The organism is Mesorhizobium sp. BHscii, from assembly GCF_053848065.1.
This window is the reverse complement of sequence record NZ_JBSPKW010000002.1, coordinates 159,683-186,079: the sequence shown is the minus strand read 5'-3', so window position 1 is coordinate 186,079 and position 26,397 is coordinate 159,683. Positions and strand designations below refer to the sequence as shown.

Here is a 26,397-nt window from a genome sequence, read left to right as displayed (position 1 = left end):
TTCGTGCAAGCCGCCTGCCGAACGGACCCTCGATATGCCAAGACGCACCGACATCAAGTCGATCCTGATCATCGGGGCCGGCCCCATCGTCATCGGTCAGGCCTGTGAGTTCGACTATTCGGGCACCCAGGCCTGCAAGGCGCTGAAGGAAGAAGGTTTTCGCGTCATCCTGGTCAATTCCAACCCGGCCACCATCATGACCGACCCGGAGCTGGCCGACGCCACCTACATCGAGCCGATCACGCCGGAGGTGGTAGCCAAGATCATCGCCAAGGAGCGGCCCGACGCACTGCTGCCTACCATGGGCGGCCAGACCGCGCTCAACACCGCTCTGTCGCTGCGCCGCATGGGTGTGCTCGAACGCTACAATGTCGAGATGATCGGCGCCGATGCGCATGCCATCGACAAGGCCGAGGACCGGGCGCTGTTTCGCGAGGCGATGAACAAGATCGGCCTGGAGACGCCGAAGTCGATGCTGGCCAACGCCACCGACGTCAAGAACGCCGACCGCAAGACGCACGAGGCCGAGCGCGCCGCGCTCAAGGCTGAGAAGCCCGAGAACCTCGACGCCGCGCTCGACGCGCTGGAAACCCGCTGGAACCTCGGCGAGGGCGACCGCAAGCAGCGCTACATCAGCCACGCCATGGCGATCGCCGCACAGGCGCTCGACCATGTCGGCCTGCCGGCCATCATCCGCCCGTCCTTCACCATGGGCGGCACTGGCGGCGGCATCGCCTACAACCGCGCCGAATTCTACGAGATCGTCCAGTCGGGCCTCGACGCCTCGCCAACCACCGAAGTGCTGATCGAGGAAAGCGTGCTCGGCTGGAAGGAGTACGAGATGGAGGTCGTCCGCGACAAGGCCGACAATTGCATCATCGTCTGCTCGATCGAGAACATCGACCCGATGGGCGTGCACACCGGCGACTCGATCACCGTCGCCCCTGCGCTGACGCTGACCGACAAAGAATACCAGATGATGCGCAATGCCTCGATCGCGGTGCTGCGCGAGATCGGCGTCGAGACCGGCGGCTCCAACGTGCAGTTCGCCGTGAATCCTGCAGATGGAAGACTTGTGGTGATCGAGATGAACCCGCGCGTCTCGCGCTCGTCCGCTCTCGCCTCCAAGGCGACCGGCTTCCCCATCGCCAAGATCGCCGCAAAACTCGCCGTCGGCTACACGCTGGACGAGCTGGAGAACGACATCACCGGCGGCGCGACGCCGGCCTCGTTCGAACCGTCGATCGATTACGTCGTCACCAAAATCCCGCGCTTCGCCTTCGAGAAATTCCCCGGCGCCGAGCCGGTGCTGACTACGGCGATGAAGTCGGTCGGCGAGGTCATGGCCATCGGCCGGACTTTTCAGGAATCGCTGCAGAAGGCGCTGCGTGGACTGGAAACCGGCCTGACGGGTCTGGACGAGATCGAGATCCCCGGCATCGGCCACGGGAGCACGCCAGCCAACCACGCCGACGACCGCAACGCCATCCGCGCCGCATTGGGCACGCCGACGCCCGACCGGCTGCGCATGGTGGCGCAGGCGATCCGCATGGGCACCTCGCTCGAAGATGTGCACGCCATGTGCAAGATCGATCCTTGGTTCCTCGAGCAGATCGCCGGCATTTTGGCCATGGAAGATCGCATCCGCGAGCATGGCATCCCGCAGGACGCCGCCAATCTGCGCATGCTGAAGGCGATGGGTTTTTCCGACGCCCGCCTCGCGTCCCTGGTCAGGAAAGACGTGGAAGAGATTCAGAAGATTCGCGAAAAGCTCGACGTTCATCCGGTTTACAAGCGCATCGACACCTGCGCCGCCGAGTTCGCCTCGCCCACCGCCTACATGTATTCCACCTATGAGACGCCCTTCGCCGGCGCGCTCGCAAACGAGGCGCAGGTGTCGTCGCGCAAGAAGGTCGTCATCCTCGGCGGCGGCCCGAACCGCATCGGCCAGGGCATCGAGTTCGACTATTGCTGCTGCCACGCGGCTTTCGCGCTGCGCGATGCCGGCTTCGAGGCGATCATGGTCAACTGCAATCCGGAGACCGTCTCGACCGACTACGACACCTCGGACCGGCTCTATTTCGAGCCGCTGACGCCGGAGGACGTGCTGGAGATCGTGCGCGCCGAACAGGCGTCGGGCGAGTTGGTCGGCGTCATCGTCCAGTTCGGCGGCCAGACGCCGCTGAAGCTCGCCGACGCGCTGGAGAAGGCCGGCATCCCGATCCTCGGCACCTCGCCCGACATGATCGATCTGGCCGAAGACCGCGACCGTTTCCAGAAGCTGCTGCACAAGCTTGGCCTCAGCCAGCCAAAGAACGGCATCGCTTATTCGGTCGAGCAGGCCCGCCTCGTCGCCGGCGAGCTCGGCTTCCCGCTGGTGGTGCGCCCGTCCTATGTGCTCGGCGGCCGTGCCATGCAGATCATCCACGACGAGAGCATGCTGCAGACCTACCTGCTCGACACCGTGCCCGGCCTGGTGCCGGAGGACATCAAGCAGAAATACCCCAACGACAAGACCGGCCAGATCAACACGCTGCTGGGCAAGAACCCGCTATTGTTCGACACCTATCTCTCAGGCGCCATCGAGGTCGATGTCGATTGCCTATGCGACGGCACGTCGACCTTCGTCTCCGGCATATTGGAACACATCGAGGAGGCCGGCATCCATTCGGGCGACTCGGCCTGCTCGCTGCCGGTGCACTCGCTGCCGTCTGACCTCGTCGACGAGCTGGAGCGCCAGACGGCCGCGCTCGCCCGCGCGCTCAATGTCGGCGGGCTGATGAACGTGCAATATGCGATCAAGGACGGCACAGTCTATGTGCTGGAGGTCAACCCGCGCGCGTCACGCACCGTGCCCTTCGTCGCCAAGACCATTGGCCGTCCCATAGCGAAAATTGCCGCCCGCATCATGGCCGGCGAAAAGCTTGAAGACGCCTTCGCCCATTACGGCGCCATGCCCGACCCCCGCAATCCCGGCCACATCGCGGTCAAGGAAGCGGTGTTCCCCTTCGCCCGCTTCCCCGGCGTCGACATATTGCTCGGCCCGGAAATGCGCTCGACCGGCGAGGTCATGGGCCTCGACCGCGACTTCGCGCTGGCATTCGCCAAGAGCCAGCTGGGCGCCGGCGTCGACCTCCCGCGCTCCGGCACCCTGTTCGTCTCGGTGCGCGACGAGGACAAGAAAGGCATTCTGCCGGCGGTCAAGCGCCTCGCCGGCCAGGGCTTCAAGGTTATGGCGACGTCAGGCACGCAGCGCTTCCTCGCCGAGAACGGCGTCGTCGCGGAGAAAATAAACAAAGTGCTGGAAGGCCGCCCGCACATCGAGGACGCCATCCGCAACCGCCAGGTGCAGATCGTCTTCAACACGACTGATGGCCAGAAGGCAGTGTCGGACTCGAAGTCACTGCGCCGCGCGACGCTGATGCAGAAAGTGCCGTATTATACAACGCTGTCGGGTGCTGCGGCGGTGGCGGAGGCGATTGCGGCACTGAGGGCGGGGAGCTTGGAGGTCAGGCCGCTGCAGGAGTATTTTGCTTAGGTGATTAGCCGATCTCCCTCCTTGTGGGGGAGATGGCCGGCAGGCCAGAGGGGCGCTGTCCCGCCAAGGCTGCGATTCCTACAGCACCCTGATCCTTTCGTGCCGATCCGCCTACCCCAGAGGGTGAAGAGGGCGTCCCAACCCGCCCGAGATTTGACCGCAAAACAGCTGTCTTTGCCGTCGCTCACTCTAGTTGAGAAACCCGATAAACCGTCCCGCGAACAGCACCGACGTCCACAACACAAGCGAGAGCACAGCCAGGATGGTCACGGCCCCACCAGCCGGCTCGTCGCCGCCTCTTGCGAGCCACAGAAAGGCGAGAAAGTTGGCGCCAGCGAGAAGGATAAGCGTCATCTTGGTGAGGAAGATCGGCATCGCCGAATATTCGCTCGCCCTGACTGAAAAGAGCAGCGCCCCGGTGACAAGCGCCCCGCCAAACGCGCCCAAAGCCGTGCGGCGCAGCAGCGTGACGAACGCCGCCTGCGGCAGCGCGCGGAAGGCGCCCAGGACCTTGAGATCCATGAGCCAGACGCTGGTCAGCAGCGCGCCGATCGACATGATGTGCAGCGCGTTGACTATGGGATAGGTGACGAATGAGGCCTTCAGTGCCCGCACCAGGGCGAGTTGCTCGATGCCGGCGAGGAACTCGTCCATTCAGGCCGGCGGGACGCGGTCGGGATAAACATCATAAGTCTTGCCATTGACGATGATGCGGGATGCTTTCATCCACTTCTCGGTCTCGTCGCGCGAGCGGTGGCCGATCGCGGTCACCTCGTCGCCGACTTTGGCGACCTCCTCGGTGAAGCCGGCGGCGATCGTCCGGGACGGCGGCGCCAAATCCACCCGCCAGACCTCGCCCTCTGCGTCGACATCCAGCGTGGCATGCGGATTGCCGATGTAGATGGCCGTGATCTTGCCCCGGAGTTCGAAGAACCCGTCCTGGGTCCACGACCAGCCGTGATGGGCGTAGGCTGCGGTGGCGGCGGCAAGAATCACTGCCGCTGTCAGCGCGACCCTCCGAATCCCGTTGAAAGGTGACTGCATCGCTCGCCTCCTCGGATCCATCCCACCATTCGAGAGTAGGTCACGGCGCGGCAACGTCAAATCACATCGTGTGCGACAGGCATCGCGAGAAGATCGCTGCGAAGGTCGTCGGCCACGGCCGTTATGGACCGTTCGCCCAAGCGCCGCTCGATCAACCATTGGCATAAGCCAGGACAATCGCTTCAGGTTTGCACTGCCCCTCATCGCCCTGCCGGGCACTTCTCCCCGTATAGGGACGGGGAGAAGGGCGCCTTCGCAAAGGATTTCGCCAATCGCCAGCGTTGCAGAAAGGGAGCCGAAGGTGCGGCCAGCCGCTTCTCCCCGTCACTATACGGGGAGAAGGTGCCGGCAGGCGGATGAGGGGCGGCACCGAGATCGACAATTGGCCAGTCGAGCGCCAGCCTTTGCCTGAAGCGATTGCCCTGCGATCGCCCGGATGAACTCTTGCTTCTGACATCTATGCACGCCATGTTCGGCCCCTAGCCCGCTCTTCTTCTCCATCGGATGAAGGTCGGAGACTCACACCTGAACGAGGCAAATTATGAGCAGTATGAGAGACCGGCAGGAAGGCTTCGAAAAGAAGTTTGCGATGGACGAGGACACGAAGTTCAGGGCCATGGCGCGCCGTAACAAGCTGCTCGGCCTATGGGCGGCTGAAAAGCTCGGCAAAACCGGTGAGGACGCCGACGCCTATGCGAAAGAGGTGGTTCGCGCGGACTTCGAAGAGGCCGGGGACGACGATGTGTTGCGCAAAATACGCGCCGATTTCGACGCGGCGGGCGTCGCCCAGTCGGATGTTCAGATTCGCGGCGTCATGGACGAACTGCTGGTGACCGCGGTCGAGCAGATCAAGAACACCTGAGAGCTGCGCCAGCTTAAAGCGCGTCGCGACGCGCTTTAAGCTCTCGTTTTATGCATGTCGTTACCAAAACTGCCGCGCACCCTCGGGTCAAGGCCGAGGGCATGCTTTCGGGCGCCATGCATTAGCTGTGGGCGGCCACCAGATCCTTTATGCGGTTTTCGTGCGTCCGCAGCGTCGGTAGCGTCTTCTTGGCGAATTCCTTCAGCGCCGGGTCTTCGCCCGACTGCGCATAGGTGGAAAACAGCGCCAATGCCTGCTTGTGCGCCTCGGTCTGCAGGAGGATGTATTTCGCCTGGAATTCATCGCCATCCAAGCCCTTGAGCTGGTCGAGCATCGACTGATCCCTCGGCAACAAAGCGGGGCCGCTCGCCGTAACCGAGGCCGTGGTCTGGCTCTGTTCCAGAGCTGCCTTGAAATCCTCGCCAGCCTTGGTGTGATCCCTGACCATCATCGCGGCGAATTCCTTCACATCGGCGGCGACATTCTTTTGTTGGGCCAGCTTGCTGCTTTCAATCTCGAAGCGGTTGGCGCTGGGGACGGTTCTGGTGAAGGTCTCGGTCTCGATCTTGGTTTCGCCGACAGCCGGTATGTCGGCCGGCGTGGCGGATTGGGCGAAGGCCGCCGGCGTGCCGGCAAACAAAGCGACCATGGCAAGCGTGAGATGCGGTTTCACAGGAAATCTCCGGGTTTGTGATCCTCGAAGAGTCCAACGCGACACAAGCGGCGAAGTTGCGCGGAGATTGGAGCGCCCTCCCTTCTCCCCTTTGTTTGTGGGAGAAGGTGGCCTCGCGCAGCGAGGTCGGATGAGGGGTGTTCCAGCTTGGCGTTACGCCCACTCACAACCGCCCATCAGCGCCGAGAGGACGCACAATTGCCAACGCCTCATTTCTTCCAGCACCCCTCATCCGTCTCGGCGCTGCGCGCCGATCCACCTTCTCCCCCAAGGGGGAGAAGGGAAGGCCCACTCAGTGGCAGCACGCGCCGGCATACTGCAGCTGCTCGTCCCAGTCCGGCCGGCCTTCAGGTGTGAAATCCATCAGGTTCCACAAGGGCTCGCAGGTGCCGACGGCGCGCGGGTCCTGGCCGGGTTCGGTGGGCGCGAAACCAAGCTCCGAACTCCAGAAATGGCGGATGCCATCGGCGTCGCGATGGAACACCGACAGCATCGGCAACTGCGCGCCGTCGTCGGCCTCGGCGTGGTAGTCGCGCTTGAACCTGTTGCCGGCCGAGGAGAGCAGCCGCATGTTCGTCCAGCCACGATCGCGGCCAAGCGTGATCAGGTTTTCGAGTGCGGTCTTGCCCACCACGGCGAAGTTGAAGCCGGCGGCCTCCAGATGGCCAATGGCGCCGTCGAACTGATCGAGCAGCGCCGTGCAGGACGGGCATGGCTGGTCGGCCCGCGCGAGCTTCGCCGTGCCGCCGCTTGTCGCCACGTCGCGCGTCTCCTGCGGATGGCGCGGAAACATCATCGAGTAGACGATCAGTGTGTCCTTGCCAGGCGAAAACAGCTCCGACAGTTTTATCCGGGCCGGCTTGCCGTCGGGGCCAAGCCCGTCGAACACATAGTCCTCAGGCACCAGCCCGCCCGGCGGCAGTGCGCGACGGGCGACGGCTACATCCTCCATGGCGCGGCGCAGCTCGATCTCCTTCTGCAAAAGGGTTTCGCGGGCGGCGCGGTATTCCTGGGATTCGTTGGGAAAGGTGATCATCGTCATCTCCATCAGCCGTGCGTTTGACGACGCCTGCCTGCTCGCGGCAACGCGCCTTGCCTCTCAAGGACGCATCGCGAAGGACCGTTCCGACATTTTTGCACACGCAGGCGGCAGAAGTCCCCTCACCCAGCCTCCGCTTCGCTGCTGACCTCCCCCAAGGGAGAGGAGACCGCCGACGGGTCTTGCCTCCGGCAAGCCCGAGGACAGGCTCCGCGGCCGGATGAGGGGGACCTCACATGGAATACCGGGACACACGAAGTTACTGCGCCGCCGGCACCGGGCAGTTGGCATCGCCTTCCTGGCAATTGAGGTAGCCCTGGAAATCCCTCAGCCGGTTGTCGGTGACGGCCTCCTGGCAGCCGGCGACGACCATTGGATACATGCTGCCGGCCATGTCGGGCGGGCCGCCCTGAAATTTGCACTCGGCATCGCGGAAAGCGACCCAGGCGCGCTGCGCATCGACCAGCAGCTTCTTTGACGCCGCATTGTCTTTCAGCCGACCCTCGATCTGCTTGTAGGCGTCGTTGAGCTTTTTGTCGGCCTTCGCGAGCGACTTGCCGGCGCATTCGTTCATGGTCGTTTGATCCATCGCATTGGCGCAATCGTCGGCCGCCCGCGCCGCGTCGGCGAATAGCGGAACGGCGAGGATTAAGGTGGCGAGGCCGGTTTTGGGAAGCCGCATCGTGTTTCTCCGATTTTCGAGGGCCCCCGCTGTAACGAAGCTTAACCGTGAGACGAATACAGGCAAGATGCAGCTTGTCGCCTTGGTGGACAGTTCCTTTCAGGCGGCTCCGACGACTGCGAAGCAATAGCGTTGCATATCGGGGAAGAACCATGCGCCAAGCCGACAATGACGAAATCGACCTGCGCTGTCCGCAGATCGTTGCCGACAATGCCGCCATGGGCCTCAGGCTGCGCGGCATATTTGGTCGCGGCGGCACCGAGGTCGGGGTTGCGCGGGCGACCGAGCTCAAGAACCGCGATAAACTTTCGCCCTCCACCATCCAGCGCATGGTCAGCTATTTCGCCCGCCATGAGGTCGACAAGAAGGGCCGTAACTTCGGCAGTGAAGAAAACCCGTCGGCCGGTTACATCGCCTGGCTTCTATGGGGCGGCGACGAAGGCCGCTCCTGGGCGCTCGAGCTCAAGCAGAAGATCGGCAACGCGCCGACTGAGCGATAACAAAGCAGTTGGCCTTGGAGACAGGAAGATTCGCGGGCGGTGGTAGGTAGCGTACGAGCAGGCGGATCCCGAACCCACCTCGGGACCGGCCGTGGAACGCGGTTGACACATGCCGGTGCAGCCCCCTCCGACACCTTCCGCTCGTTACCCCGACCGAACGGCGTGGCAGGGTGTTAGCATTTGCGGTTGGCGACCTATGTGAAGCAGTTTCACAACAATACACTTTCCGCAGCGTGAGGGCGGAACCGACCAGAGCCGGGCTAGCCTTCCCAGTCGACTTCGAACATCCCCAGTCGCTCATAGAGCCTGACCGCGGCGGCATTTTCGACCGTGTTGGTTTTGAGATCGACATGCGCAGCGTCCCGTGCGCGAAAGGCGGCGAAGACGTGCCACATCAGCGCTTCGGCGATGCCTCGGTCGCGCGCCTCGGGATGGACGGCAAGGTCCTTCACGAACGCCCTCGTCCAGCACAGCGCCGCGCCCGCCAGCCGACCCTTGCTGTCGATAACCAGGAAACACAAGGCAGGGTCGAATTCCGCGTCGCTTGAAATGCGCGGCCACCATTCGTCGAACGGCCCGTCGGCGCCATCGTCGAATACGGTGGTCAGCAGCGCATGCAAAGCAAGCGCGTCGGTGGCATCGAAGCCGCGCATGACGAAACCTTCCGGCCAGCGCGGCGGAGCAAGCGTGTCGTCGAGTATCTTGCGCAGCCTTATGTCGTTCGGCGCCGGCGGGCGCGGCTCAGGCATGGTGTTTAATGCCTGTCGCGCAAAAGTGCGCAGCGGTTTTGCGATAACGACATGCATAAAAACAAGACCTGAAAGCGCGTCGCATGTGTCCATTCAAACGCGACGCGCTTTCAGGCATCGGGCTGCAGGCGACGGCGGCCGCGGTCGCGGCCAAGGCCGGTTTCTTCCAGCATGCCCTTGCGCTTGGCGTCGTAATAATAGCCGCTCTGGTATAGGCGGTCGGCGCGCTTGGCGTTACCGCCGGCCACCAGCCAGGCGCCGCGCAGATATTTCACCGCATATTTCAGATTGGTCTCGGCGTCGAACAACCCGCTCGCCGGCCCGTCATAGCCCATGCCGCGCGCCGTCGCATGCTTGATCTGCATCAGCCCCCAATGGCCGCGATTGTAGGCCTTGGGATTGAAGGTGCTCTCGCGGCTGACGACACGGCGCACCAGATCGACCGGCACCTCATAGAGGACGGCATATTTCTCGATCAGCCGTTCGATCTCGCCGCGCGGTCCCGCCGAATACTCCTTGGCAGGGCTGGTCGAAAGCAAGGCGGACGGATCGTCAGGCACGACATAGGCGGCTTGCTGAACGCCGGGCATCGTCTTGCCTGTCTCGCCGGTGACCGGCATGGCGACAGCGGCCGTCGCATAGACAGGTGCTGCGCCGGCTGGGGCGGCACCGGCCGTCATGGCTGCAGGTGCAGTTGCGGCCAGCGGGGTCGGTCCGGCAAAGGCTGCTGGTTGGACAGGCGTCGCGGCGGGGTCGACGGCCAGCGCTACCGTCTGGACAGGCGCGATGCCGGACGATTCCGGCAGCACCGAAACCGTGTCGGGCAGCGCCAGCGTAAAGCCGGCATCAGCGCCGGCGGCGGTTTCAGTCAGGGAAGGCACGGCGTTCGTCTGCGAGGTCGAGCTGCAGCCGCTGAGACCGGCCGCAGCGAGCATCACGCCGATCGCGGGAAAAATGATTTTTGCTGGCAAGCCGCGCTCGGGTCCGGTTCGTCTGTTAAGAAAGTCCTTACACCAGCGCCTTTCCCCCGGCAATCCGCAGCCTGTTGTGTACTTCGAATGATTTTCGGGTGGCAACAGCAACCTGAAAATGCGATATCTCGTTCTCGATATGTACTGGATTCCCATCCGTTTCTGCGGAAGGAGCACATCATGGCAAGCACCTCTCAGGCCACCGCCGGCCACGCGGTCTTCGAAACCGTGATCGGCTTCATGGGGATCGCCTGGAGCGAGGCCGGACTGACGAGGCTTTGCCTGCCCCAGCACAACCGCGACGCGGTGGAACGCCGGCTGCTGCGCCATGCCGGCAGCGCCGGTTCGAGCGCCCAACCGCAATGGGTTACCGAGCTGATCGGGTCGATACAGGCCTATGCAGCCGGCGAAGACATCGATTTCTCCGGTGTGCCGGTCGATCTCACCGGCGTCGACGATTTCCGCCTCGCCATCTACGACGCGGCGCGCAAGCTGGCCTTCGGCGAGACCACCACCTATGGCGAACTGGCCAAGCGCGCCGGCCATGCTGGGCTGGCGCGTGAGACGGGTGCGGCGCTCGGCGCCAACCCGGTGCCGCTGGTCATCCCTTGCCACCGCATTCTTGCCGCCGGCGGCAAGATCGGCGGTTTTTCTGCGCCGGGCGGCTCGACCACCAAGGAAAAGATGCTGGCGATGGAAGGCGTGCGTGTCGGCCCGCCGCCGCCGGCGCAGGTATCATTCGGATTCTGAGGCCGGACGTAGCTAGTCCGGAAAGATGCGCCGGCGGAAACGCCGGTCTGTGTCCACCCGCTTGCATTTGTAGACGATGCAGGACGTCGTATCGGCGCTTGGCACTGACGCCCGTGCCCTGACCTCCCCCATGTTGCAGAAACGCTGGCTCCGCACATAGCGGTCGTAGAGCGGCAGCCCCGGCGTGCGCGTCGACTGGTAACGCAGGATGACGGCGCCCTCTCGCGCGATCGTCGCCCGCACTCTGCCGCAGCTCATGCGGCTCGGATCGTAGCGCGAGATCGCCTGCGCCTCGGCGGCCACCAGCGTCAGGCAGGCGGCAAGCAGAACAGTTTTCATGGTCCTCTCCCAAAACAGGACCTGACGCCCGAAGGCGGCACGATCCTTCCCCGCAACGTGCGCGACAGGCGATGCGAACCCTCCGCAACGCGCGACGTTGCAAGGCTTTCACGCGATTGGGGCGGCCGTTGGGCAGCGCCCCATCAGCGCCTTTTTCGTGCCGTCTTGTTTTTTGCGGAGAAGCGGACTATATGAGGTCCATTGATATTTCGGCCGATCGATCCGGGCCTCGCGATATTCGCGTTTGCTGACGTCTATCTCCAAAATCTCGATACAAACCGGCTGGACTTCGGTTCGGTCAAGCTAAAGCAAACGTATAAGGACTATCGAAATGGCAACAGGTACGGTCAAGTGGTTTAATTCCACCAAGGGTTTCGGCTTCATCCAGCCTGACAGCGGCGGCGCGGACGTTTTCGTCCACATCTCCGCAGTCGAGCGCGCTGGGCTGTCGACCCTGGTCGAAGGCCAGAAGATCAACTTCGAGATCGAGCAGGACCGCCGCACTGGCAAGTCGTCCGCTGGATCTCTGAGCAAGGCAGCCTGATTTTGCGAATGGCGCGCGCCGGGCGATAGCTCGGGGCGCGCGGCAAGTCACGGATGTACTGACGGTCGCGCGAGAAGCGCACCGGAGCGAAAAACCCCGACAAGCCGAAGCAGCAGATTGCTGCCGGCCCGGACCAAACGCTCCCGATCAGGCTACCAAGCATGGAAGGCGGGATTTTGTCCCGCCTTTTTGCTGTTCGGATTCCATCTCTGTTCGGTTTTCGTGTCCCGGCCGAAGGCTGCAGCCCGCCGGGCGTTGCGCCTTTTGGTGCGTCCTGCCCGGAGCGAGCCGCGAAGCGGCGACGAGTGAGGACAGTACTACCCCAGCCACTCCATGGGCACATGCCCCGGATCGGCCTCCACTCGTTTCAGCCAGGCCGCCACCGCCGGATAGGCGTCGAGCTGAAAACCGCCCATCTCGGCCTTATGCGTATAGGCGTAGAGCGCGATGTCGGCGACGCTCAATGCCTCACCGGCAAAGAATGCGTTGCCCGCCAGATGCTTGCTCATCACGCCGAGCGCCTTGTTGCCGCGCTCCAGCGTCACCGCCAGCCGTTCCGGCGTCGCATCCTTGGCCCGTTCGGGAAAGGTGAGCAGCGCCTTGCGCACCGCGATATAGGGTTCGTGGCTGTACTGCTCGAAGAACAGCCACTGATAGGCCAGCGCCCGCTCGTATCTGTCGGCCGGCAGGAACCGCGTGCCTTCGGCGAGGTAAAGCAGGATGGCGTTGGATTCGGCAAGCCGCCTGCCGTCGTCGAGCTCGAGCAGCGGCACCATGGCGTTTGGGTTCTTGGCGATATAGTCGGGCTTGCGCGTGTCGCCGGTATGCGAGCTCACCTCGACATTGGTGAAAGGGATGCCGAGCTTGGCCATCAACAGCCGCGGCTTGTAGCAATTGCCGCTGTCGATCATTCCATAGAGTGTGGTCATTTTTGCTCCCATCGCCGCTCCCCTCGGGAGCCGCCTTACCGGCAATTATCCTGGCACCGAGGGCTTATTCCAGTGATTTGTTTTGGCGCAACCATCAGCGCCGCTGATAGATCACCCAAACAACGGCACGACGTTGTTGTCCCTGCCAAGCAGCCTGTCGATGGGCAGCGGCTCCTCGTCGAAGTTCGTGCCGGCCAGCGCCGGCCGGGCAAGGTAAAAACCCTGCATCAGGTCGACGCCGCCGTCGAGTGCCACGCGCAGATGCGTGGATTGCTCGATGCCTTCGACCAGCACCTTGGTGCCGCGGTCGTGCAACGCGGAGACCAGCGGCCGGAAAAACCGTTCGGCGGCGGCATGGCGACAGAATTCCGCGAACCAGGTGCCGTCGATCTTGACGATGTCGGGCCGGACAAGCGCAACCCGCGCTTCCGTCGAATGCCCGGTACCGAAATCGTCGATGGCGATGCGGATGCCGTCACGCCGCATCTCGCGCGCCAGGCTGACGAGCACCTTGTCGTCGGCCGCCTGTTCGGTGATTTCGCAGACCAGCATGCCGGGGTACAGATCGAACTCGGCGAGATGCCTGGTCATCAGCCTGATCTCAGCCAGCGCTCGCCCGGGGTCATCGTTGATCAGCGGATTGTAGTTGAAGAATAGGTCGAGCCCGTCGACGCCGATGTTGCGGAAGTTCCGGAGATGCAGCACCCGGCACATCGTCTCGACGAACAGGCGATCCGCCACGGGTACGCCCTCGAAAAATACGCGTGGCGCGACCGACCTGCCGGCGCGGTGCGGCTCGATCAGGCCTTCGACCGCGACGGCCTTCAAAAACCTGCCGCGCGGCGCGAAGATCGGCTGGTAGGCGCTCCTCAGCCGGAACGCGCCATAGACGCCGTATTCGATACCGACCTCGTCGGCAAAGATTGCCTCGCCGACATTGCGCCGCCTGTCGGGCCGCCCTGTCATGGCACCACCTTGCGTCCGAAAGCCCGTTTCGGCCTCGGCGAAGGCGAGACAGTCGCAGGCGCCTCGTCGGCATCGGCCACTGCCACCGGCATCTGCCTGTCCTTGCCGAAGACGTGAAAGCTGGTCGGCGCAAGCTCCGGGCGCGCCAGCGCGAATCCCTGCACCATCGAGGCTCCCGATTTTTCAGCCAGTTCAAGCTGCCAGCTCTCCTCGATGCCCTCGAAGACGGTGCGGATGCCTTGCTGTTCGAAACTTGCCACCATGGCGGTCAGCAGTGCGAAACCGGCGCCGGACTCCATCAGTTGCATGATCCAGTGGGCATCGAATTTGACGATGTCCGGCCTGAGCTCCTTGATGCGGTTGATGTCGGACTCGTCGGCGCCGTAGTCGTCGACCGCTATGCGAAATCCGTTGGCCCTGAGTGCCTCGACGAAATTGTAGAGCGTTTCCTGCGACGCCGATTTCTGCTCGGTCACCTCGCAGACGACCCGGTTCGCATCGATCTCAGCCTCATGCAGCACCAGCCGCATGTCGCGCAGCGCCTTGTCGGCGATGCTGCGATCGGTGAACACCGACGGATCGAAGTTAATGAAAATGAATGCCTCTTGCGGCAGGCAGGCGCCGGCGTTCAAAAGATGCAGCGTCCTTGTCAGCGCCTCGATATGCAGGCGGTCGACCGTTGGACAGGTGTTGAAAAAGCTCACCGGCGACTGCGGCTCGCCGTCGCGGAACGGCCGGATCAGCCCCTCGAATCCGGTGACGGACAATTTGCCGTTGCTGAAGGCGAAGATCGGCTGGAAAGCGCTCTGCAGCGTATAGATGCCCCAGACACCGCTGGCGGTGCCGTCGTCATGACGGACGATATGGACATGCCCGATGCTGCGCGACACGGTTCCTCGCTCTGCGAGACTGGCGGAATGGGTCGTGATCCAGCCACTCGGGGTTTTACCGCCTGTAGGTGAATTTATTGTTGCCGAATTTGCCGGGGATTTGAGATCTGGCTCATCCGACGGTGCTTGCGCTTGGCGGAATGATGCGACATGAGAAGCGCCGCGGTTAGATGGACCGCCTGCATCCCAAAGGAGATAACATCGTCATGGCCTTTCTTGCTGACGTCCTTTCCCGCGTAAAGCCTTCCGCGACCATCGCGGTGACGCAGAAAGCACGCGAGCTGAAAAACGCCGGCCGAGACGTGATCGGGTTGGGTGCCGGCGAACCGGACTTCGACACGCCGGACAACATCAAGAACGCTGCGATCGAGGCTATCCGCCGCGGCGAAACGAAATATCCTCCGGTTTCCGGCATCGTGCCGCTGCGCGAGGCGATCGTCGAAAAATTCAAGCGCGAGAACAATCTCGACTACCGGCCGGAGCAGACCATCGTCGGCACCGGCGGCAAGCAGATCCTATTCAATGCCTTTATGGCGACGCTGAATCCCGGCGACGAGGTCATCATTCCGAGGCCGTACTGGGTCAGCTATCCCGAGATGGTAGCGATCTGCGGCGGCACCCCGGCATTTGCCGACACCTCCATCGACAACGGCTTCAAGCTGACTGCGGCGGCGTTGGAAAAGGCGATTACGCCGCGCACCAAATGGCTGTTGATGAACTCACCGTCGAATCCGTCGGGCGCTGCCTACACCGAGGCTGAATTGCGCGCTCTGGCCAACGTGCTGTTGAAGCATCCCGATGTCTGGGTGCTGACCGACGACATGTACGAGCACCTGATCTATGGTGACTTCGTCTTCAAGACCATCGCCGAGGTCGAGCCGAAGCTTTATGAGCGCACGCTGACGATGAACGGCGTCTCGAAGGCCTATGCCATGACTGGCTGGCGCATCGGCTATGCGGCCGGGCCCGTGGCGCTGATCAAGGCAATGGATATGATACAGGGCCAGCAGACCTCCGGCGCCTGCACCATCGCCCAGTGGGCATCGGTGGAGGCGCTGAACGGTCCGCAGGATTTCATTGCGAAAAACAAGGCGATCTTCCAGGCTCGGCGCGATCTCGTCGTGTCGATGCTCAATCAGGCGCGCGGCATCACATGTCCGTCACCCGAAGGTGCTTTCTACGTCTATCCGTCCTGCGCCCAGTTGATCGGCAAGAAGACCAAAGCCGGCAAGGTGATCGACAGCGACGAAGCCTTCTGCTCGGAGCTGCTCGAGGCCGAGGGCGTAGCGGTCGTGTTCGGTTCGGCCTTCGGCCTCGGCCCCAACTTCCGCATCTCCTATGCCACGTCGGAGGCGTCGCTCGAAGAGGCCTGCACGCGCATCCAGCGCTTCACCGCCTCGCTGAACTGATCAGGCGCATCTTGAACACCAAACCCGGCTCGCAGTCGGGTTTGGTGGGCTCAAAAGCCTCAGCCGCCATACTGCTCGTCTGTCACCATTTCCAGCCAGTCGGCATGGACGTCGTCGAGCGCCTCCTGCATGGCGATATGCGCCATCGCCGATTTTGGACCGGCGCCGTGCCAATGCTTTTCATCGGGGGCAAACGAAATGACGTCGCCGGCCCTGATCGCCTGAACCGGCTCGCCCCAGCTTTGCGCGAGGCCGGCGCCTGATATGACATAGAGCGTCTGGCCCAGCGGATGCGTATGCCAGTGGGTACGCGCGCCGGGCTCGAAACTGACCATGATGGCGCGCAGCCGCGCTGGCGCTTCCTTCTCGATGATTGGCGTCTGCCACACGCGGCCGGTGAAGTACTTTTCCGGCGCAATGGCGGTCGGCACGCTGCCGCAGGCAATGATCTTCATCGTCGCGAGTCCTCAAGCTGATGGCGGATCGGTCGGCGACGGCCGTTCCTTTTTGTCGCAAGAAGCGGGCACTTTCGTCCGATAACCATCACGGCGCAACCGCTTTTGCGGCTGTTCGGCGACGGGCTTTGTCGCGGGATTTGATGGGAGGCTGGGCTCGCATCCGACGGATTCGTCGATCACGGCTCAACATCCACGACATCAGGCGATCCTCAAATCCCTTGCCCTCCCTGCTAACCCGTGGGACGATGCCTTTGGGTAGGTGGCAAACTGAAAAAAGCCCCGCCCGCGACGGTCGACAGGCCGGCCGCCGCTCCCAGGGAAACGCCTGAGTGGAGGTCAGTCATGGGAACTCGCGCCGGAGGACGACGCACGGGACCGAAATGCATTGCCATAGTCGGTCCCTTTGCAAGCGGTAAGACGACACTTCTCGAAGCCATATTGGCCCGCACGGGCGCCATTCCCCGCCAGAATCCCGTTTCCTCGGGAAACACCGTTTCCGATCATTCGCCCGAGGCACGCGCCCACGCCATGAGCGTCGAGGCGACGTTTGCGACCACCGAATTCATGGGCGAGCAACTCACTTTCGTCGATTGTCCCGGCTCCATCGAATTCTCCTTCGAGGCAGAGCCGGTCCTCGCCGCCTGCGACATCGCCGTGGTCGTCGCCGAAGCCGACGAGAAGAAGATCCCTGCCCTGCAGCTGATCATGCGCAAGCTCGACGATCTCGGCGTGCCGCGCATCATGTTCCTCAACAAGGTCGATAAGGCGATATCAGGCGTGCGCGACACGCTGAAGTTGCTGCAGCCGGCAAGCTCGGTGCCGTTGCTGCTTCGCCAGATTCCGCTGCGCAAGAACGGCGTCGTCATCGGCTCGATCGATCTCGCTCTGGAGCGCGCCTACATCTATCGCGAATATGCCGAAAGCGAGGTCACCCAGATTCCCAGCGACGACAAGGCGCGCGAACTGGAGGCGCGCTTTTCCATGCTGGAGACGCTCGCCGATCATGACGACCAGTTGATGGAGCAGCTTCTCGAAGAGATTGAGCCGCCGAAGGACGCGATTTTCGACGACCTCGCCGCCGATCTGCGTGAGGGCGCCGTGACGCCGGTGCTGATCGGCACCGCCGAGAAGGGCAATGGCGTGCTGCGCCTGTTGAAGACGATCCGCCACGACGCGCCCGACATCGAGGCGACCCGCAAGCGCCTTGGTGCACCTGATGGCAATGCGACCGTGGTCCAGGTGATGAAGACCATTCACACCGCCCATGGCGGCAAGCTGTCGGTCTCGCGCATCCTGTCCGGCCAGCTTGCCGACGCCTCCGAGCTCTTCCTTTCGAATGGCACCACGGCAAAAGTCTCCGGCATCTACAAAATGCTCGGCAAGGACCAGACCAAGCTCACCTCGGCCAGGGCCGGCGACACGGTCGCGCTCGGCAAGCTGGACGACGTCACGACCGGTCAGACCTTGAGCTCGGCAAAGGGCGGCATCAAGCCACTGGTCACGCTGATGCCGCCGCAGCCGGTCTTTGCGTTCGCGCTGCGCCCGAAGGAACGCAAAGACGAAGTGAAGATGTCGGCAGCCATCCAGCGACTTGCCGAAGAAGACCCCTCGCTCAGCCTGCGCCACAATCAGGATTCGGCCGAAACCGTGCTGTCGGGCCATGGCGAGATGCATCTGCGTGTCGTGCGCGAGCGGCTGGAGGGCAAGAACCAGATCCCGGTCGAAGGCCATGCGCCGGCCGTGCCTTATCGCGAGACGATCCGCAAAACGGCGCAGCAGCGCGGCCGCCACAAGAAGCAGTCGGGCGGCCATGGCCAGTTCGGCGACGTGGTGATCGAGATCAAGCCGCTGCCGCGCGGCTCCGGCTTCCAGTTCACCGACACCATCACCGGCGGCGCCGTGCCGAAGACCTACATCCAGTCGGTCGAGACCGGCGTGCGCGATTATTTGAAATCCGGCCCGCTCGGCTTTCCGGTGGTCGATGTCGCCGTCAACCTGTCCGACGGCTCCTATCACGCTGTCGATTCGTCGGACATGGCCTTCCAGTTGGCGGCGAAGCTGGCGATGAAGGAAGGCATGGCGGCCTGCTCGCCGGTGCTCCTCGAACCGATCATGAAGGTCGAGATCGTCACGCCGTCCGATGCGACGTCGAAGATCATCGCCCTGATCCCGCAACGGCGGGGCCAGATCCTCCGTTATGACGCGCGGCCCGGCTGGCCGGGATGGGATATCGTCGAGGCGACCATGCCGCAGGCCGAGATCGGCGATCTGATCATCGAGCTGCGTTCGGCTACCGCCGGCGTGGCCAGCTATCGCGCGACCTTCGACCATATGGCCGAACTCACCGGCCGCTTGGCCGACGAGGCGATGAACGCCAACGGCAAGGCCGCCTGACACTGGATTTTTGGCGCCAGTATCGCAGGCTGCAGAACACAAGGAAACGGCGTCCGGAATGATCCGGACGCCGCTCTCTTGCGGACCGTCTTCGTGGGAGGCGAAACGGCAGGTCCGCCGCACATGCCGCCAGCGCCTGACGGCCTCAGCGGAAGAATGGTTCGGACGCGGTAGCCGCCTGAGCCCGGATCGCCCGAGTGATGCCCCCATCTCCCGCACGAACCACACCGCGTCCTATGATCTGCTTAGTCGATGCTGGGCGCCTGTGACAGGTTACCTGAGGTTACATGTCACTGTTACGTGACAATTTCGGTCGGCTTTCCCTCAGCGCCAGCAGGTTTCGGGCAACAAAAAAGCCGGATCAATGAAGATCCGGCTGAGTTTGATTGGAAGTGCCTGTTAGGGCTAACCTCCAGAGGGGAACACTCGAGGGCGCTAATGGGAGGAGAACGCGCCCAGGAGATGATCTATATATGTGCTCATCATGCTCAAGAAACAAGCATCTATTTTGCAACACACGCATGCAAAATGACACGGGCTGTGGTCTAACCCATTCCTTGGCCTCATAGGACCAGCAGAATCGTCGAAATGCGGTGCACGGCCAGGCAAGATCATTGGGAAATAGCGAATCAGAGCCAATTCTCGGCCCGAAACGCAAAAACAACGAATGACGTCGAATCAGGCAATACGCGTTTATTTTTACAGCAGCCGCATCGGCCCGAGATAGGAATCGCTTTTCGGAAAGCACGATGCGTAGATTTCAAGTGCTAGAGCGTATCTTGTGCGTCCAAGTGGACGCACGTCGCTCTAGAAGGAAGCCTCGATGAGGACACGTCAGGCGATCGCCGGCAGCGCGCTATTCTTCATCGCAGCGCCCGGCATGGTCGCGGGATTGCTGCCCTGGCTGTTGACCGATCGCTATCGTCTGCCACGGTCGACCCAGCCCGGCTTGGTCCCGGTCGGCTGGGTCCTGATTGTGGTCGCAGCGGCCTTGCTGCTTCATGCCTTCGCCCGTTTTGCTTTCGAAGGCCTGGGCACGCCCGCCCCGGTTGCGCCGACCGAGCAACTGGTTGTCGGTGGTATCTACCGCCATGTCCGCAACCCGATGTACGTGGCGGTGCTGTCGATCATCCTTGGCCAGGCACTGCTGTTTTCGAGCTGGGCTCTCGTCGCCTATGCCACTATCGCCGCCATCGCCATGGTCTCGTTCGTGAAGTTCTACGAGGAACCGACGCTCGCCCGCCGCTATGGCGCCGGCTACGAGGCCTACCGCCGCGCCGTCCCAGGCTGGCTGCCCCGCCTGACCCCATGGCGCTGCCAGTAAGAGTTGATCGTCGGCGGTGCAAGGCGGAAGCGATTTTCTGAAGGTTAGAACGACCAGCTTCGGGCCTTGGCGATAATGAAATCGCGGAAGACGTGCAGTTTCGCCTGGTTCTTCATCGCATCGGGATAAGCGAAATAGGTGTCGAAGGACGGCACTTCGGTCTCCGGCAGCAATTGCACCAGCCCTGAGTCCTTGCTGACAACATAGTCGGGCAGCATGGCGATGCCGGCGCCACCCTGTACCGCGCGCTTTATCGACAATATGTCGTTGATCTGCAGCGTCGGCACCCTTTGCCCGCCTTCGAAATCGCCGACCGTTTCCAGCCAATTCAATTCCGACAAATGCGCCGGCACCGGCACGCCGAAGGTGACGATGCGATGGCTCTTCAACTCGGCTATCGACGCCGGCTTGCCATACTTGTTGACGTAAGAAGGAGCGGCGTAGAGATGGAAATGCACGGTGAACAGGCGGCGCTGGATGAGATCAGGCTGCTGCGGCTGGCGCAGCCGGATCGCGCAGTCCGCCCGGCGCATGGTGAGGTCGAGTTCCTCGTTCGCCAGGATCAACTGCAGGCTGATCTCGGGATAGAGCTCGATGAATTCCTGCACGCGCTCGGTCAGCCAGCCGGCACCGAGCCCGACCGTGGTCGTCACCCTGAGCACGCCGGAGGGCCGATCCTTGGCCTCGGTCAGCCGCGACTTGATCGTCTCCAGCTTCATCAGCACGTCATGCGCCGTGCGGAACAGCATCTCACCCTGCTCGGTCAGCACCAGGCCGCGGGCATGGCGATTGAACAGCGGCACGCCGACGTCATGTTCGAGCGCGCTGACCTGCCGCGAGATCGCCGATTGCGACAGATGCAGTGTCTCGGCGGCATGGGTGAACGACCCAGCTTCCGCCGCAGCGTGAAACACGCGTAGCTTGTCCCAGTCCAACGCCATGATGCCCCTCGCTCTGTTTTTTTGGCGTTTGAATGAAAAATCAGGCTTTTGCGCGGCTTTTCTCGGCCGCTTCCTTACTCCGCCGCTTCGCGGTGAACTTCGATCCCGGCGAGGTACTTTTCCGCCTCGAGCGCGGCCATGCAGCCGAGCCCCGCCGCCGTCACTGCCTGGCGGTAGATGTCGTCGGTCACGTCGCCGGCGGCGAACACGCCCGGCACGTCGGTGCAGGTCGAATCCGGCGCCGTCCACAGATAGCCGTTCGGCTTCTGCTTTAGCTTGCCAGCGAACAGCTCAACCGCCGGCGCATGGCCGATCGCCACGAATACGCCGTCGACCGTCAGATGCATCTCCTGGCCGCTCACCAGATTGCGCAGCTTCAGTCCCTCCACCGACGGCGGCAGCGGCATCTTGCCGGACTGACCGGTGATCTCGTCAACGACGGTGTCCCAGATGACGCGGACATTGTCCTTCTTGAACAGCCGCTCGCTCAGGATGCGCTCGGCGCGGAAGTCGCTGCGCCGGTGGATGACCGTCACGCTCTTTGCCAGATTGGAAAGATAGAGCGCCTCCTCCACCGCCGAATTGCCGCCGCCGATCACGGCGACATCCTTGCCGCGATAGAAGAAGCCGTCGCAGGTGGCGCAGGCCGATACGCCGAAGCCCATGAAGGTCTGTTCGCTCGGGATACCCAGCCATTTCGCCTGCGCGCCGGTGGCGATGATCAGCGCGTCGGCCGTATAGGTGGTGCCGGAATCGCCCTTGGCGCGGAACGGCCGCACATTGAGGTCGACCTCAGTGATGATGTCGTTGATGACGTCGGTGCCGACATGCTCGGCCTGCTTCAGCATTTGTTCCATCAGCCACGGACCCTGGATCGGATCGGCGAAGCCCGGATAGTTTTCGACATCGGTGGTGATCATCAACTGACCGCCCTGCTGCAGGCCGGCGACGAGCATCGGCTTCAGCATGGCGCGGGCGGCGTAGATTGCCGCCGTATAGCCAGCGGGACCGGAGCCGATGATGAGAACAGGCGCGTGCTTGGTGGTCATGGACAGGCTTTCACAACAACCGGACGCGAATGAAGCGTCCGGCACAAGGATCGATATCGGCCCCTAATCTAGGTGTTGCAGGCGACGCCAGCAAGACGACCGCGCCGTCGTCCCCGGAAAGCTTCCGCACAAACAGACGATCCATGAACATCTTGCGCGGTGACTGTCCGAAAATCACCGACCGAGGGATGGAATGGACACCGAAGTCGTTTAATTACAAGATCACGAAAGATTCTTGCGTGAAGCGCCGAAGGTATCCATGCCGCTCAAAGCCGATCTCGACGCCATCGACTGGAAGATCCTGCGCGAGCTTCAGCACGACGGGCGCATGACCAATGTCGAGCTGTCCGGCCGCGTCGGCATTTCGGCGCCGCCATGCCTGCGCCGTGTCAGGCGGCTGGAAGAGACCGGCATCATCCGCGGCTATCGCGCCCTGCTCAATGCGCCGGCGCTCGGCCTGGATGTCGTCGCCTTCTGCCTCATCGGCCTGCTTCACCAGGCCGATGCGGAGCTGAAAACCTTCGCCGAACGCACCCGCGGTTGGCCGATCGTGCGCGACGCCTGGATGGTATCGGGCGAATCCGATTTCCTGCTGCATTGCGTGGCGAGCGACCTCGGCGCCTTTCAGACTTTCGTCATCGAGGAACTGGCCTCGGCGCCGAATGTCGACACGGTGCGCACTGCACTGACCATCCGTCGCGTCAAGGACGAAGGCCTGGTAGCTTTCAGCGAAATGAGAACCTAATCCCTGCCGAGTTCGGCGATGGTCTCGCAGAGTTTGCTGTGATCGTTGCTGGTCGTCAGTTTGCGCGTCGCGAACATACCGTTGCCAGAAGTCCGATTGGATCTGCCGTGCACCAGCCAGCCTTCGCATAGCCCGGCTCGCCGTCCGGCTTCCATATCATCAGCCTTGTCGCCGACGATGATCGATCGGCTGATATCCACGCCCAGCAGATCGCGGGCGCGCAGAAGCATGCCCGGATTGGGCTTGCGCATCGGATGGTCACCTACTGCGAGTTCACCCGTCCCGCTCGAATGGTAGGCGCAGGCAAGCACCAGATCGATCCGGCAATTCTGCGCTTCGAGAAGCGCTAGCAGCCAGGCATTGACTGCGGCGAAATCCGGCCAGCCGAAATAGCCGCGGGCAATGCCCGACTGGTTGGAGACTACGATCGCAGGAAGGCCGACGATGTTGGCCGTTCGGATCACCGGCAGCATCTCCGGCCGCAACACTATGTCGGCCGGATCGCTGGGATAGCCGCTATCGACGTTGATGGTGCCGTCGCGGTCGAGGAACAGCGCCGGCGTGCCAGTTGGAAAGGCCGCAGTACCGATCCGTTCGACCCAGAGCCCCGGCTCTTCGAGCGGATACGGCTGCGAGGTCGTGACAGCGTCCCTGTCAGCCATCACAGAGGCGCGCTTCGACCATTTCGCACAGATGATGATAGAGACAAAGATGCCCCTGCTGGATGATCGGTGTCGAGGTCGAGGGCACGTTGAGCAGGATGTCCGAGAGCGGCTTGAGCTTGCCGCCGGTGTCGCCGGTCAGGCTGATCACCGTCATGTCCATCATGCGCGCCTGTTCGGCGGCGGCAAGGGTGCTGGCCGAGTTGCCGCTGGTCGAGATGGCGAGCAGCACAGCACCCGCCGCGCCATGTGCCTCGACCTGGCGTGAAAACACCGTGTCGAAGCCGTAATCATTGCCCCAGGCGGTCAGCACCGCCGCATTGGCCGGCAGTGCGATGACGTTGTAGGCCTTGCGCTCCTTCAGGAAGCGGCCGACCAGTTCGCCGGCGATGTGGATGGCATCGCTGGCCGAACCGCCATTGCCGCAGATCAGCAGCGCCTTGCCTTGCGAAAGCGCCGCGACGACGGCGGTCACCGCCCGCTCCATCTCGCTGGTGAGGTCGCGCTCGACCATCGCGGTGATCGCGGCCGCCGAGCGGACCAGGTATTCGTTCAGTTCGGACATGAAAACCTCAGTTTGTACTGCCGGCGCGCAACTTGCCGATGGTGCCGGTCGTGCTCTTGCCGACGACGAGATCGACCAGCACGACGCGGCCGCCCGCCTTTCGCACGATTTCGGCACCGACCACCTGATCGATCGTATAGTCGGCGCCCTTGACCAGTATGTCGGGCTTGAGCGCCTCGATCAGCGCGAGCGGCGTGTCCTCCTCGAAGACGACGACGGCGTCAACCGACGCAAGCGCCGCAAGCACGCAGGCGCGGTCATGCTCGTCGTTGACCGGGCGTCCCGGCCCTTTCAGCCGGCGCACCGAGGCATCGCTGTTGAGGCCCAGAACCAGCCGGTCGCATTGGCTGCGTGCCGCGTGCAAAAGGCTGACATGGCCGGCGTGAAGGATATCGAAGCAGCCATTGGTGAAACCGACACTCAGGCCTTCGTCCTTCCACGTCGCCACCAGCCTTGCAGCGGCAGCGGCATCGAGGATTGCGTCCTTATGGGCAATCGGGCCGTGCGAGCGAAACAGTGCGCCGGTAAGCTCTTCGACTGTCAGCCGCGCGGTGCCGCGCTTTCCAACCACCACGCCACCTGCCGCGTTGGCAATGGCGGCGGCAATGACGCGGTCGGCGCCCGCAGCCAGAGCCAGCGCAAACGTCGCGATGACAGTATCGCCGGCGCCTGAAACGTCGAACACTTCCCGCGCCTGCGTGGCGATGTGGCGGGCATCGTCCGAGCCGACGACGCTCATACCCTTTTCGCTGCGCGTCGCGACGACGAAATCGAAGCCGTGTGCCGAGATCAGCTCACGTGCCGCGGTCACGATCTCGTCATCGCCAAACACCGCGCGTCCGACCGCTTCGCCGAGTTCCTTGCGATTGGGCGTGATCGCCGTCGCCCCGGCATAGCACGCATAATCGCGGCCCTTGGGGTCGACGAGCACCGGTTTTCCCGCCTGGCGGCAGATCGAGATCAGCTCGCCGGCGACGCCGTCGAGCAACATGCCCTTGCCGTAGTCGGACAGGATAACGATGTCGGCTTGCGCGAGCGCGGCGCGGAAATGCCGGACCAGCGTTGCTCGCTCAGCGTCGCCCAGCGGCTTGATTTCCTCTTCGTCGAAGCGCAGCACCTGCTGGTTGAGCGCGCTGAAGCGGCTTTTCGACGAGGTCATCCGGTTCGCGTCCTGCGCGAGGCCGCCAGTGTCGACGCCAAACTCGGCGAGAATGCGCATCAGATTGACGCCGGCCTGATCGGCGCCGATCACCGAGACCGGTATCGCGGCGGCCCCGAGCGAGACGATGTTGGCGACGACATTGCCGGCGCCGCCCATCGCCGACGTTTCGCCACGCCCGCGCAGCACCGGAATGGGCGCTTCAGGCGAAATCCGCTCGATGACGCCGTTGACGAAACGGTCGAGAATGAAGTCGCCGACCACCAGCACGGTGACGTTGCCGAATCGCGAGATGGCGCGGTGAAGGGGTTCGGGAGAAGGCAGGTATTGCTCGCTCATGTCATCCGCGACGTGCAAAGAGAGCCGGTCCCCAAGCTGTGAAAGCGCTGGACTGGCGGGCTGGTCGTTCATGGCGAAGCCGATATACCGCAATTCGGTCCAGCGCAACGGCAGGCATCGAACGGACCACAGCCAACGCCGGTTGACGGATCAGCTTTTCTGCAAAGCCACATGAACGCCCAATCCGACGAGCACCGCACCGCCCGCACGCCGCATGAGGCGCTGCGCGTGGCTCGAGCGCCGCAGCCTGGTGACCAGCGCACCTGCCAGCACCACGCACATGACATCCGCCGAAGAGAACATCAGATTGACGATCGTCCCGAGGACGAGAAATTGGAGCCAGACGGGAAACGTCGCGGACGCGTCGATGAATTGTGGCAGGAACGCCATGAAGAAGATTGCAGTCTTGGGATTGAGCACCTCGACGGTGATACTCTCGAAAAAGGCGCGGCGGGCGGATTTCGGCTCAATACCTGAGATAACAGCATCGTCTTGCGCCCTGGCGCGAAACAGCGACACACCCAGCCAGATCAGATAGAGTGCGCCGGCCAGCTTGACCGCGATGTAGAGCGTCGGCACGGCGTGGAAAAGCACGGACAACCCGGCTGCGGCCGCAATGACATGCACATAGCCGCCAAGATGGATACCCAACGCCGCCGTCAGGCCGGACCAGCGGCCCCGCGCCATGGTTTGCGCAGCAGCGTAAAGCATCGCCGGACCGGGGATGTAGGCAAAGATCGCCGTGGTGGCGAAAAAGGCGATAAGCAGTTCGGTCGACGGCATTATCCTTGCTCCTGTCGTGCTTCGCCGGTGGATCGCCGACTGAAGCGAAAGCTTGCGGCGGCACTGTGGCGCTCACCCAACCGCCGGATTGCG

Annotated in this window: 27 protein-coding genes; 9 read left to right on the top strand and 18 right to left on the bottom strand. The window is 63.0% G+C overall.

From position 1 onward, the window contains the following. Positions 1 to 34: 34 nt before the first annotated feature. The gene (gene carB / locus ACWTU7_RS03695; protein WP_455837872.1) at positions 35 to 3,538 is read left to right on the top strand and encodes a carbamoyl-phosphate synthase large subunit; all 3,504 of its coding nucleotides are present in this window, start codon (positions 35 to 37) and stop codon (positions 3,536 to 3,538) included. Between the two features lie 189 nt (positions 3,539 to 3,727). Here carB and ACWTU7_RS03690 read toward each other — a convergent pair whose 3' ends face one another. Then, a complete protein-coding gene (locus ACWTU7_RS03690; protein ID WP_455837873.1) occupies positions 3,728 to 4,192 on the bottom strand; it encodes a hypothetical protein in 465 nt (154 codons plus the stop codon). Then, entirely contained in the window at positions 4,193 to 4,582 is a 390-nt protein-coding gene (locus tag ACWTU7_RS03685; protein ID WP_292180579.1) for a DUF6152 family protein, read from the bottom strand. 541 nt (positions 4,583 to 5,123) lie between these two features. Here ACWTU7_RS03685 and ACWTU7_RS03680 point away from each other — a divergent pair. Beyond that, positions 5,124 to 5,444, top strand: coding sequence for a DUF1476 domain-containing protein (locus tag ACWTU7_RS03680; protein WP_029350111.1), 321 nt, complete (start codon positions 5,124 to 5,126; stop codon positions 5,442 to 5,444). Positions 5,445 to 5,565: 121 nt separating this feature from the next. On the opposite strand, the gene ACWTU7_RS03675 is transcribed toward ACWTU7_RS03680, so the two are convergent. From ACWTU7_RS03675 to ACWTU7_RS03665, 3 genes are all read right to left on the bottom strand, one after another. Beyond that, positions 5,566 to 6,117, bottom strand: a complete 552-nt coding sequence (locus ACWTU7_RS03675) for a DUF4142 domain-containing protein (RefSeq protein WP_455837874.1) — start codon at positions 6,115 to 6,117, stop codon at positions 5,566 to 5,568. 292 nt (positions 6,118 to 6,409) lie between these two features. Further along, complete coding sequence (locus ACWTU7_RS03670; RefSeq protein WP_455837875.1) at positions 6,410 to 7,153, bottom strand: DUF899 family protein; 744 nt, start codon at positions 7,151 to 7,153, stop codon at positions 6,410 to 6,412. A 262-nt stretch (positions 7,154 to 7,415) separates the two neighbouring features. Then, positions 7,416 to 7,838: a lysozyme inhibitor LprI family protein gene (locus tag ACWTU7_RS03665; protein WP_455837876.1), complete on the bottom strand. Its 423-nt coding sequence runs from the start codon at positions 7,836 to 7,838 to the stop codon at positions 7,416 to 7,418. Between the two features lie 152 nt (positions 7,839 to 7,990). On the opposite strand from ACWTU7_RS03665, the gene ACWTU7_RS03660 reads away from it, so the two are divergent. Then, complete coding sequence (locus ACWTU7_RS03660; protein ID WP_455837877.1) at positions 7,991 to 8,338, top strand: hypothetical protein; 348 nt, start codon at positions 7,991 to 7,993, stop codon at positions 8,336 to 8,338. Between the two features lie 260 nt (positions 8,339 to 8,598). Here the strand turns inward: ACWTU7_RS03660 and ACWTU7_RS03655 are convergent, their stop codons facing one another. Together ACWTU7_RS03655 and ACWTU7_RS03650 are read right to left on the bottom strand one after the other, a co-directional pair. Further along, positions 8,599 to 9,087, bottom strand: a complete 489-nt coding sequence (locus ACWTU7_RS03655) for a GNAT family N-acetyltransferase (RefSeq protein WP_455837878.1) — start codon at positions 9,085 to 9,087, stop codon at positions 8,599 to 8,601. A 110-nt stretch (positions 9,088 to 9,197) separates the two neighbouring features. Further along, positions 9,198 to 10,058 carry a transglycosylase SLT domain-containing protein gene (locus ACWTU7_RS03650; RefSeq protein ID WP_455837879.1) on the bottom strand — a complete coding sequence of 287 codons (861 nt, stop codon included), beginning with the start codon at positions 10,056 to 10,058 and terminating at the stop codon, positions 9,198 to 9,200. A gap of 180 nt (positions 10,059 to 10,238) precedes the next feature. On the opposite strand from ACWTU7_RS03650, the gene ACWTU7_RS03645 reads away from it, so the two are divergent. Beyond that, positions 10,239 to 10,808 carry a methylated-DNA--[protein]-cysteine S-methyltransferase gene (locus ACWTU7_RS03645; protein ID WP_455837880.1) on the top strand — a complete coding sequence of 190 codons (570 nt, stop codon included), beginning with the start codon at positions 10,239 to 10,241 and terminating at the stop codon, positions 10,806 to 10,808. A gap of 12 nt (positions 10,809 to 10,820) precedes the next feature. On the opposite strand, the gene ACWTU7_RS03640 is transcribed toward ACWTU7_RS03645, so the two are convergent. Beyond that, a complete protein-coding gene (locus ACWTU7_RS03640) occupies positions 10,821 to 11,147 on the bottom strand; it encodes a hypothetical protein (RefSeq protein ID WP_455837881.1) in 327 nt (108 codons plus the stop codon). Positions 11,148 to 11,478: 331 nt separating this feature from the next. On the opposite strand from ACWTU7_RS03640, the gene ACWTU7_RS03635 reads away from it, so the two are divergent. Further along, entirely contained in the window at positions 11,479 to 11,691 is a 213-nt protein-coding gene (locus tag ACWTU7_RS03635; protein ID WP_023678332.1) for a cold-shock protein, read from the top strand. Between the two features lie 317 nt (positions 11,692 to 12,008). On the opposite strand, the gene ACWTU7_RS03630 is transcribed toward ACWTU7_RS03635, so the two are convergent. From ACWTU7_RS03630 to ACWTU7_RS03620, 3 genes are all read right to left on the bottom strand, one after another. Then, positions 12,009 to 12,620 (bottom strand): glutathione S-transferase family protein, encoded by a 612-nt coding sequence (locus ACWTU7_RS03630; RefSeq protein WP_455837882.1) that lies wholly within the window; start codon positions 12,618 to 12,620, stop codon positions 12,009 to 12,011. Between the two features lie 111 nt (positions 12,621 to 12,731). Then, positions 12,732 to 13,586 (bottom strand): EAL domain-containing protein, encoded by an 855-nt coding sequence (locus ACWTU7_RS03625; protein ID WP_455837883.1) that lies wholly within the window; start codon positions 13,584 to 13,586, stop codon positions 12,732 to 12,734. Further along, positions 13,583 to 14,476 carry an EAL domain-containing protein gene (locus ACWTU7_RS03620; RefSeq protein ID WP_455837884.1) on the bottom strand — a complete coding sequence of 298 codons (894 nt, stop codon included), beginning with the start codon at positions 14,474 to 14,476 and terminating at the stop codon, positions 13,583 to 13,585. Before ACWTU7_RS03620 ends, ACWTU7_RS03625 begins: the two co-directional genes overlap by 4 nt. 206 nt (positions 14,477 to 14,682) lie before the next feature. Here ACWTU7_RS03620 and ACWTU7_RS03615 point away from each other — a divergent pair, with 206 nt between their 5' ends. Beyond that, a complete protein-coding gene (locus ACWTU7_RS03615) occupies positions 14,683 to 15,885 on the top strand; it encodes a pyridoxal phosphate-dependent aminotransferase (RefSeq protein ID WP_455837885.1) in 1,203 nt (400 codons plus the stop codon). Between the two features lie 59 nt (positions 15,886 to 15,944). Here the strand turns inward: ACWTU7_RS03615 and ACWTU7_RS03610 are convergent, their stop codons facing one another. Beyond that, a complete protein-coding gene (locus ACWTU7_RS03610) occupies positions 15,945 to 16,340 on the bottom strand; it encodes a (R)-mandelonitrile lyase (RefSeq protein ID WP_095519142.1) in 396 nt (131 codons plus the stop codon). Positions 16,341 to 16,685: 345 nt separating this feature from the next. Here ACWTU7_RS03610 and ACWTU7_RS03605 point away from each other — a divergent pair, with 345 nt between their 5' ends. Beyond that, positions 16,686 to 18,737 carry an elongation factor G gene (locus ACWTU7_RS03605; RefSeq protein ID WP_455837886.1) on the top strand — a complete coding sequence of 684 codons (2,052 nt, stop codon included), beginning with the start codon at positions 16,686 to 16,688 and terminating at the stop codon, positions 18,735 to 18,737. A gap of 823 nt (positions 18,738 to 19,560) precedes the next feature. Beyond that, positions 19,561 to 20,061, top strand: a complete 501-nt coding sequence (locus tag ACWTU7_RS03600; protein WP_455837887.1) for a methyltransferase family protein — start codon at positions 19,561 to 19,563, stop codon at positions 20,059 to 20,061. Positions 20,062 to 20,105: 44 nt separating this feature from the next. Here the strand turns inward: ACWTU7_RS03600 and ACWTU7_RS03595 are convergent, their stop codons facing one another. Together ACWTU7_RS03595 and trxB are read right to left on the bottom strand one after the other, a co-directional pair. After that, complete coding sequence (locus ACWTU7_RS03595) at positions 20,106 to 21,002, bottom strand: LysR family transcriptional regulator (protein ID WP_023799796.1); 897 nt, start codon at positions 21,000 to 21,002, stop codon at positions 20,106 to 20,108. Between the two features lie 74 nt (positions 21,003 to 21,076). Continuing rightward, on the bottom strand, positions 21,077 to 22,051 hold the full coding sequence (gene trxB, locus ACWTU7_RS03590) for a thioredoxin-disulfide reductase (protein ID WP_065012013.1): 975 nt from the start codon (positions 22,049 to 22,051) through the stop codon (positions 21,077 to 21,079). A 259-nt stretch (positions 22,052 to 22,310) separates the two neighbouring features. On the opposite strand from trxB, the gene ACWTU7_RS03585 reads away from it, so the two are divergent. After that, positions 22,311 to 22,796 (top strand): Lrp/AsnC family transcriptional regulator, encoded by a 486-nt coding sequence (locus ACWTU7_RS03585; protein WP_455837888.1) that lies wholly within the window; start codon positions 22,311 to 22,313, stop codon positions 22,794 to 22,796. Here the strand turns inward: ACWTU7_RS03585 and ACWTU7_RS03580 are convergent. From ACWTU7_RS03580 to ACWTU7_RS03565, 4 genes are all read right to left on the bottom strand, one after another. Then, positions 22,793 to 23,458 carry a D-glycero-alpha-D-manno-heptose-1,7-bisphosphate 7-phosphatase gene (locus ACWTU7_RS03580; protein WP_455837889.1) on the bottom strand — a complete coding sequence of 222 codons (666 nt, stop codon included), beginning with the start codon at positions 23,456 to 23,458 and terminating at the stop codon, positions 22,793 to 22,795. The genes ACWTU7_RS03585 and ACWTU7_RS03580 overlap by 4 nt on opposite strands. Continuing rightward, positions 23,451 to 24,023: a D-sedoheptulose-7-phosphate isomerase gene (locus ACWTU7_RS03575; RefSeq protein WP_095519146.1), complete on the bottom strand. Its 573-nt coding sequence runs from the start codon at positions 24,021 to 24,023 to the stop codon at positions 23,451 to 23,453. Before ACWTU7_RS03575 ends, ACWTU7_RS03580 begins: the two co-directional genes overlap by 8 nt. A gap of 7 nt (positions 24,024 to 24,030) precedes the next feature. Continuing rightward, a complete protein-coding gene (gene rfaE1, locus ACWTU7_RS03570) occupies positions 24,031 to 25,521 on the bottom strand; it encodes a D-glycero-beta-D-manno-heptose-7-phosphate kinase (RefSeq protein WP_455837890.1) in 1,491 nt (496 codons plus the stop codon). A 150-nt stretch (positions 25,522 to 25,671) separates the two neighbouring features. Further along, the gene (locus ACWTU7_RS03565) at positions 25,672 to 26,304 is read right to left on the bottom strand and encodes a LysE family translocator (protein ID WP_455837891.1); all 633 of its coding nucleotides are present in this window, start codon (positions 26,302 to 26,304) and stop codon (positions 25,672 to 25,674) included. Positions 26,305 to 26,397 lie beyond the last annotated feature (93 nt).

What these genes read in the sequence shown, in the direction of transcription:
- ACWTU7_RS03680 (WP_029350111.1), top strand. Translation starts at nt 5,124, where the DNA reads ATGAGCAGTATGAGAGACCGGCAGGAAGGCTTCGAAAAGAAGTTTGCG.
- rfaE1 (WP_455837890.1), bottom strand. Translation starts at nt 25,521, where the DNA reads ATGAGCGAGCAATACCTGCCTTCTCCCGAACCCCTTCACCGCGCCATC.
- ACWTU7_RS03610 (WP_095519142.1), bottom strand. Translation starts at nt 16,340, where the DNA reads ATGAAGATCATTGCCTGCGGCAGCGTGCCGACCGCCATTGCGCCGGAA.
- ACWTU7_RS03575 (WP_095519146.1), bottom strand. Translation starts at nt 24,023, where the DNA reads ATGTCCGAACTGAACGAATACCTGGTCCGCTCGGCGGCCGCGATCACC.
- ACWTU7_RS03670 (WP_455837875.1), bottom strand. Translation starts at nt 7,153, where the DNA reads ATGATCACCTTTCCCAACGAATCCCAGGAATACCGCGCCGCCCGCGAA.
- carB (WP_455837872.1), top strand. Translation starts at nt 35, where the DNA reads ATGCCAAGACGCACCGACATCAAGTCGATCCTGATCATCGGGGCCGGC.
- ACWTU7_RS03585 (WP_455837888.1), top strand. Translation starts at nt 22,311, where the DNA reads ATGCCGCTCAAAGCCGATCTCGACGCCATCGACTGGAAGATCCTGCGC.
- ACWTU7_RS03655 (WP_455837878.1), bottom strand. Translation starts at nt 9,087, where the DNA reads ATGCCTGAGCCGCGCCCGCCGGCGCCGAACGACATAAGGCTGCGCAAG.
- ACWTU7_RS03665 (WP_455837876.1), bottom strand. Translation starts at nt 7,838, where the DNA reads ATGCGGCTTCCCAAAACCGGCCTCGCCACCTTAATCCTCGCCGTTCCG.
- ACWTU7_RS03580 (WP_455837889.1), bottom strand. Translation starts at nt 23,458, where the DNA reads ATGGCTGACAGGGACGCTGTCACGACCTCGCAGCCGTATCCGCTCGAA.
- ACWTU7_RS03685 (WP_292180579.1), bottom strand. Translation starts at nt 4,582, where the DNA reads ATGCAGTCACCTTTCAACGGGATTCGGAGGGTCGCGCTGACAGCGGCA.
- ACWTU7_RS03635 (WP_023678332.1), top strand. Translation starts at nt 11,479, where the DNA reads ATGGCAACAGGTACGGTCAAGTGGTTTAATTCCACCAAGGGTTTCGGC.
- ACWTU7_RS03660 (WP_455837877.1), top strand. Translation starts at nt 7,991, where the DNA reads ATGCGCCAAGCCGACAATGACGAAATCGACCTGCGCTGTCCGCAGATC.
- ACWTU7_RS03565 (WP_455837891.1), bottom strand. Translation starts at nt 26,304, where the DNA reads ATGCCGTCGACCGAACTGCTTATCGCCTTTTTCGCCACCACGGCGATC.
- ACWTU7_RS03615 (WP_455837885.1), top strand. Translation starts at nt 14,683, where the DNA reads ATGGCCTTTCTTGCTGACGTCCTTTCCCGCGTAAAGCCTTCCGCGACC.
- ACWTU7_RS03645 (WP_455837880.1), top strand. Translation starts at nt 10,239, where the DNA reads ATGGCAAGCACCTCTCAGGCCACCGCCGGCCACGCGGTCTTCGAAACC.
- ACWTU7_RS03595 (WP_023799796.1), bottom strand. Translation starts at nt 21,002, where the DNA reads ATGGCGTTGGACTGGGACAAGCTACGCGTGTTTCACGCTGCGGCGGAA.
- trxB (WP_065012013.1), bottom strand. Translation starts at nt 22,051, where the DNA reads ATGACCACCAAGCACGCGCCTGTTCTCATCATCGGCTCCGGTCCCGCT.
- ACWTU7_RS03605 (WP_455837886.1), top strand. Translation starts at nt 16,686, where the DNA reads ATGGGAACTCGCGCCGGAGGACGACGCACGGGACCGAAATGCATTGCC.
- ACWTU7_RS03600 (WP_455837887.1), top strand. Translation starts at nt 19,561, where the DNA reads ATGAGGACACGTCAGGCGATCGCCGGCAGCGCGCTATTCTTCATCGCA.
- ACWTU7_RS03640 (WP_455837881.1), bottom strand. Translation starts at nt 11,147, where the DNA reads ATGAAAACTGTTCTGCTTGCCGCCTGCCTGACGCTGGTGGCCGCCGAG.
- ACWTU7_RS03630 (WP_455837882.1), bottom strand. Translation starts at nt 12,620, where the DNA reads ATGACCACACTCTATGGAATGATCGACAGCGGCAATTGCTACAAGCCG.
- ACWTU7_RS03690 (WP_455837873.1), bottom strand. Translation starts at nt 4,192, where the DNA reads ATGGACGAGTTCCTCGCCGGCATCGAGCAACTCGCCCTGGTGCGGGCA.
- ACWTU7_RS03625 (WP_455837883.1), bottom strand. Translation starts at nt 13,586, where the DNA reads ATGACAGGGCGGCCCGACAGGCGGCGCAATGTCGGCGAGGCAATCTTT.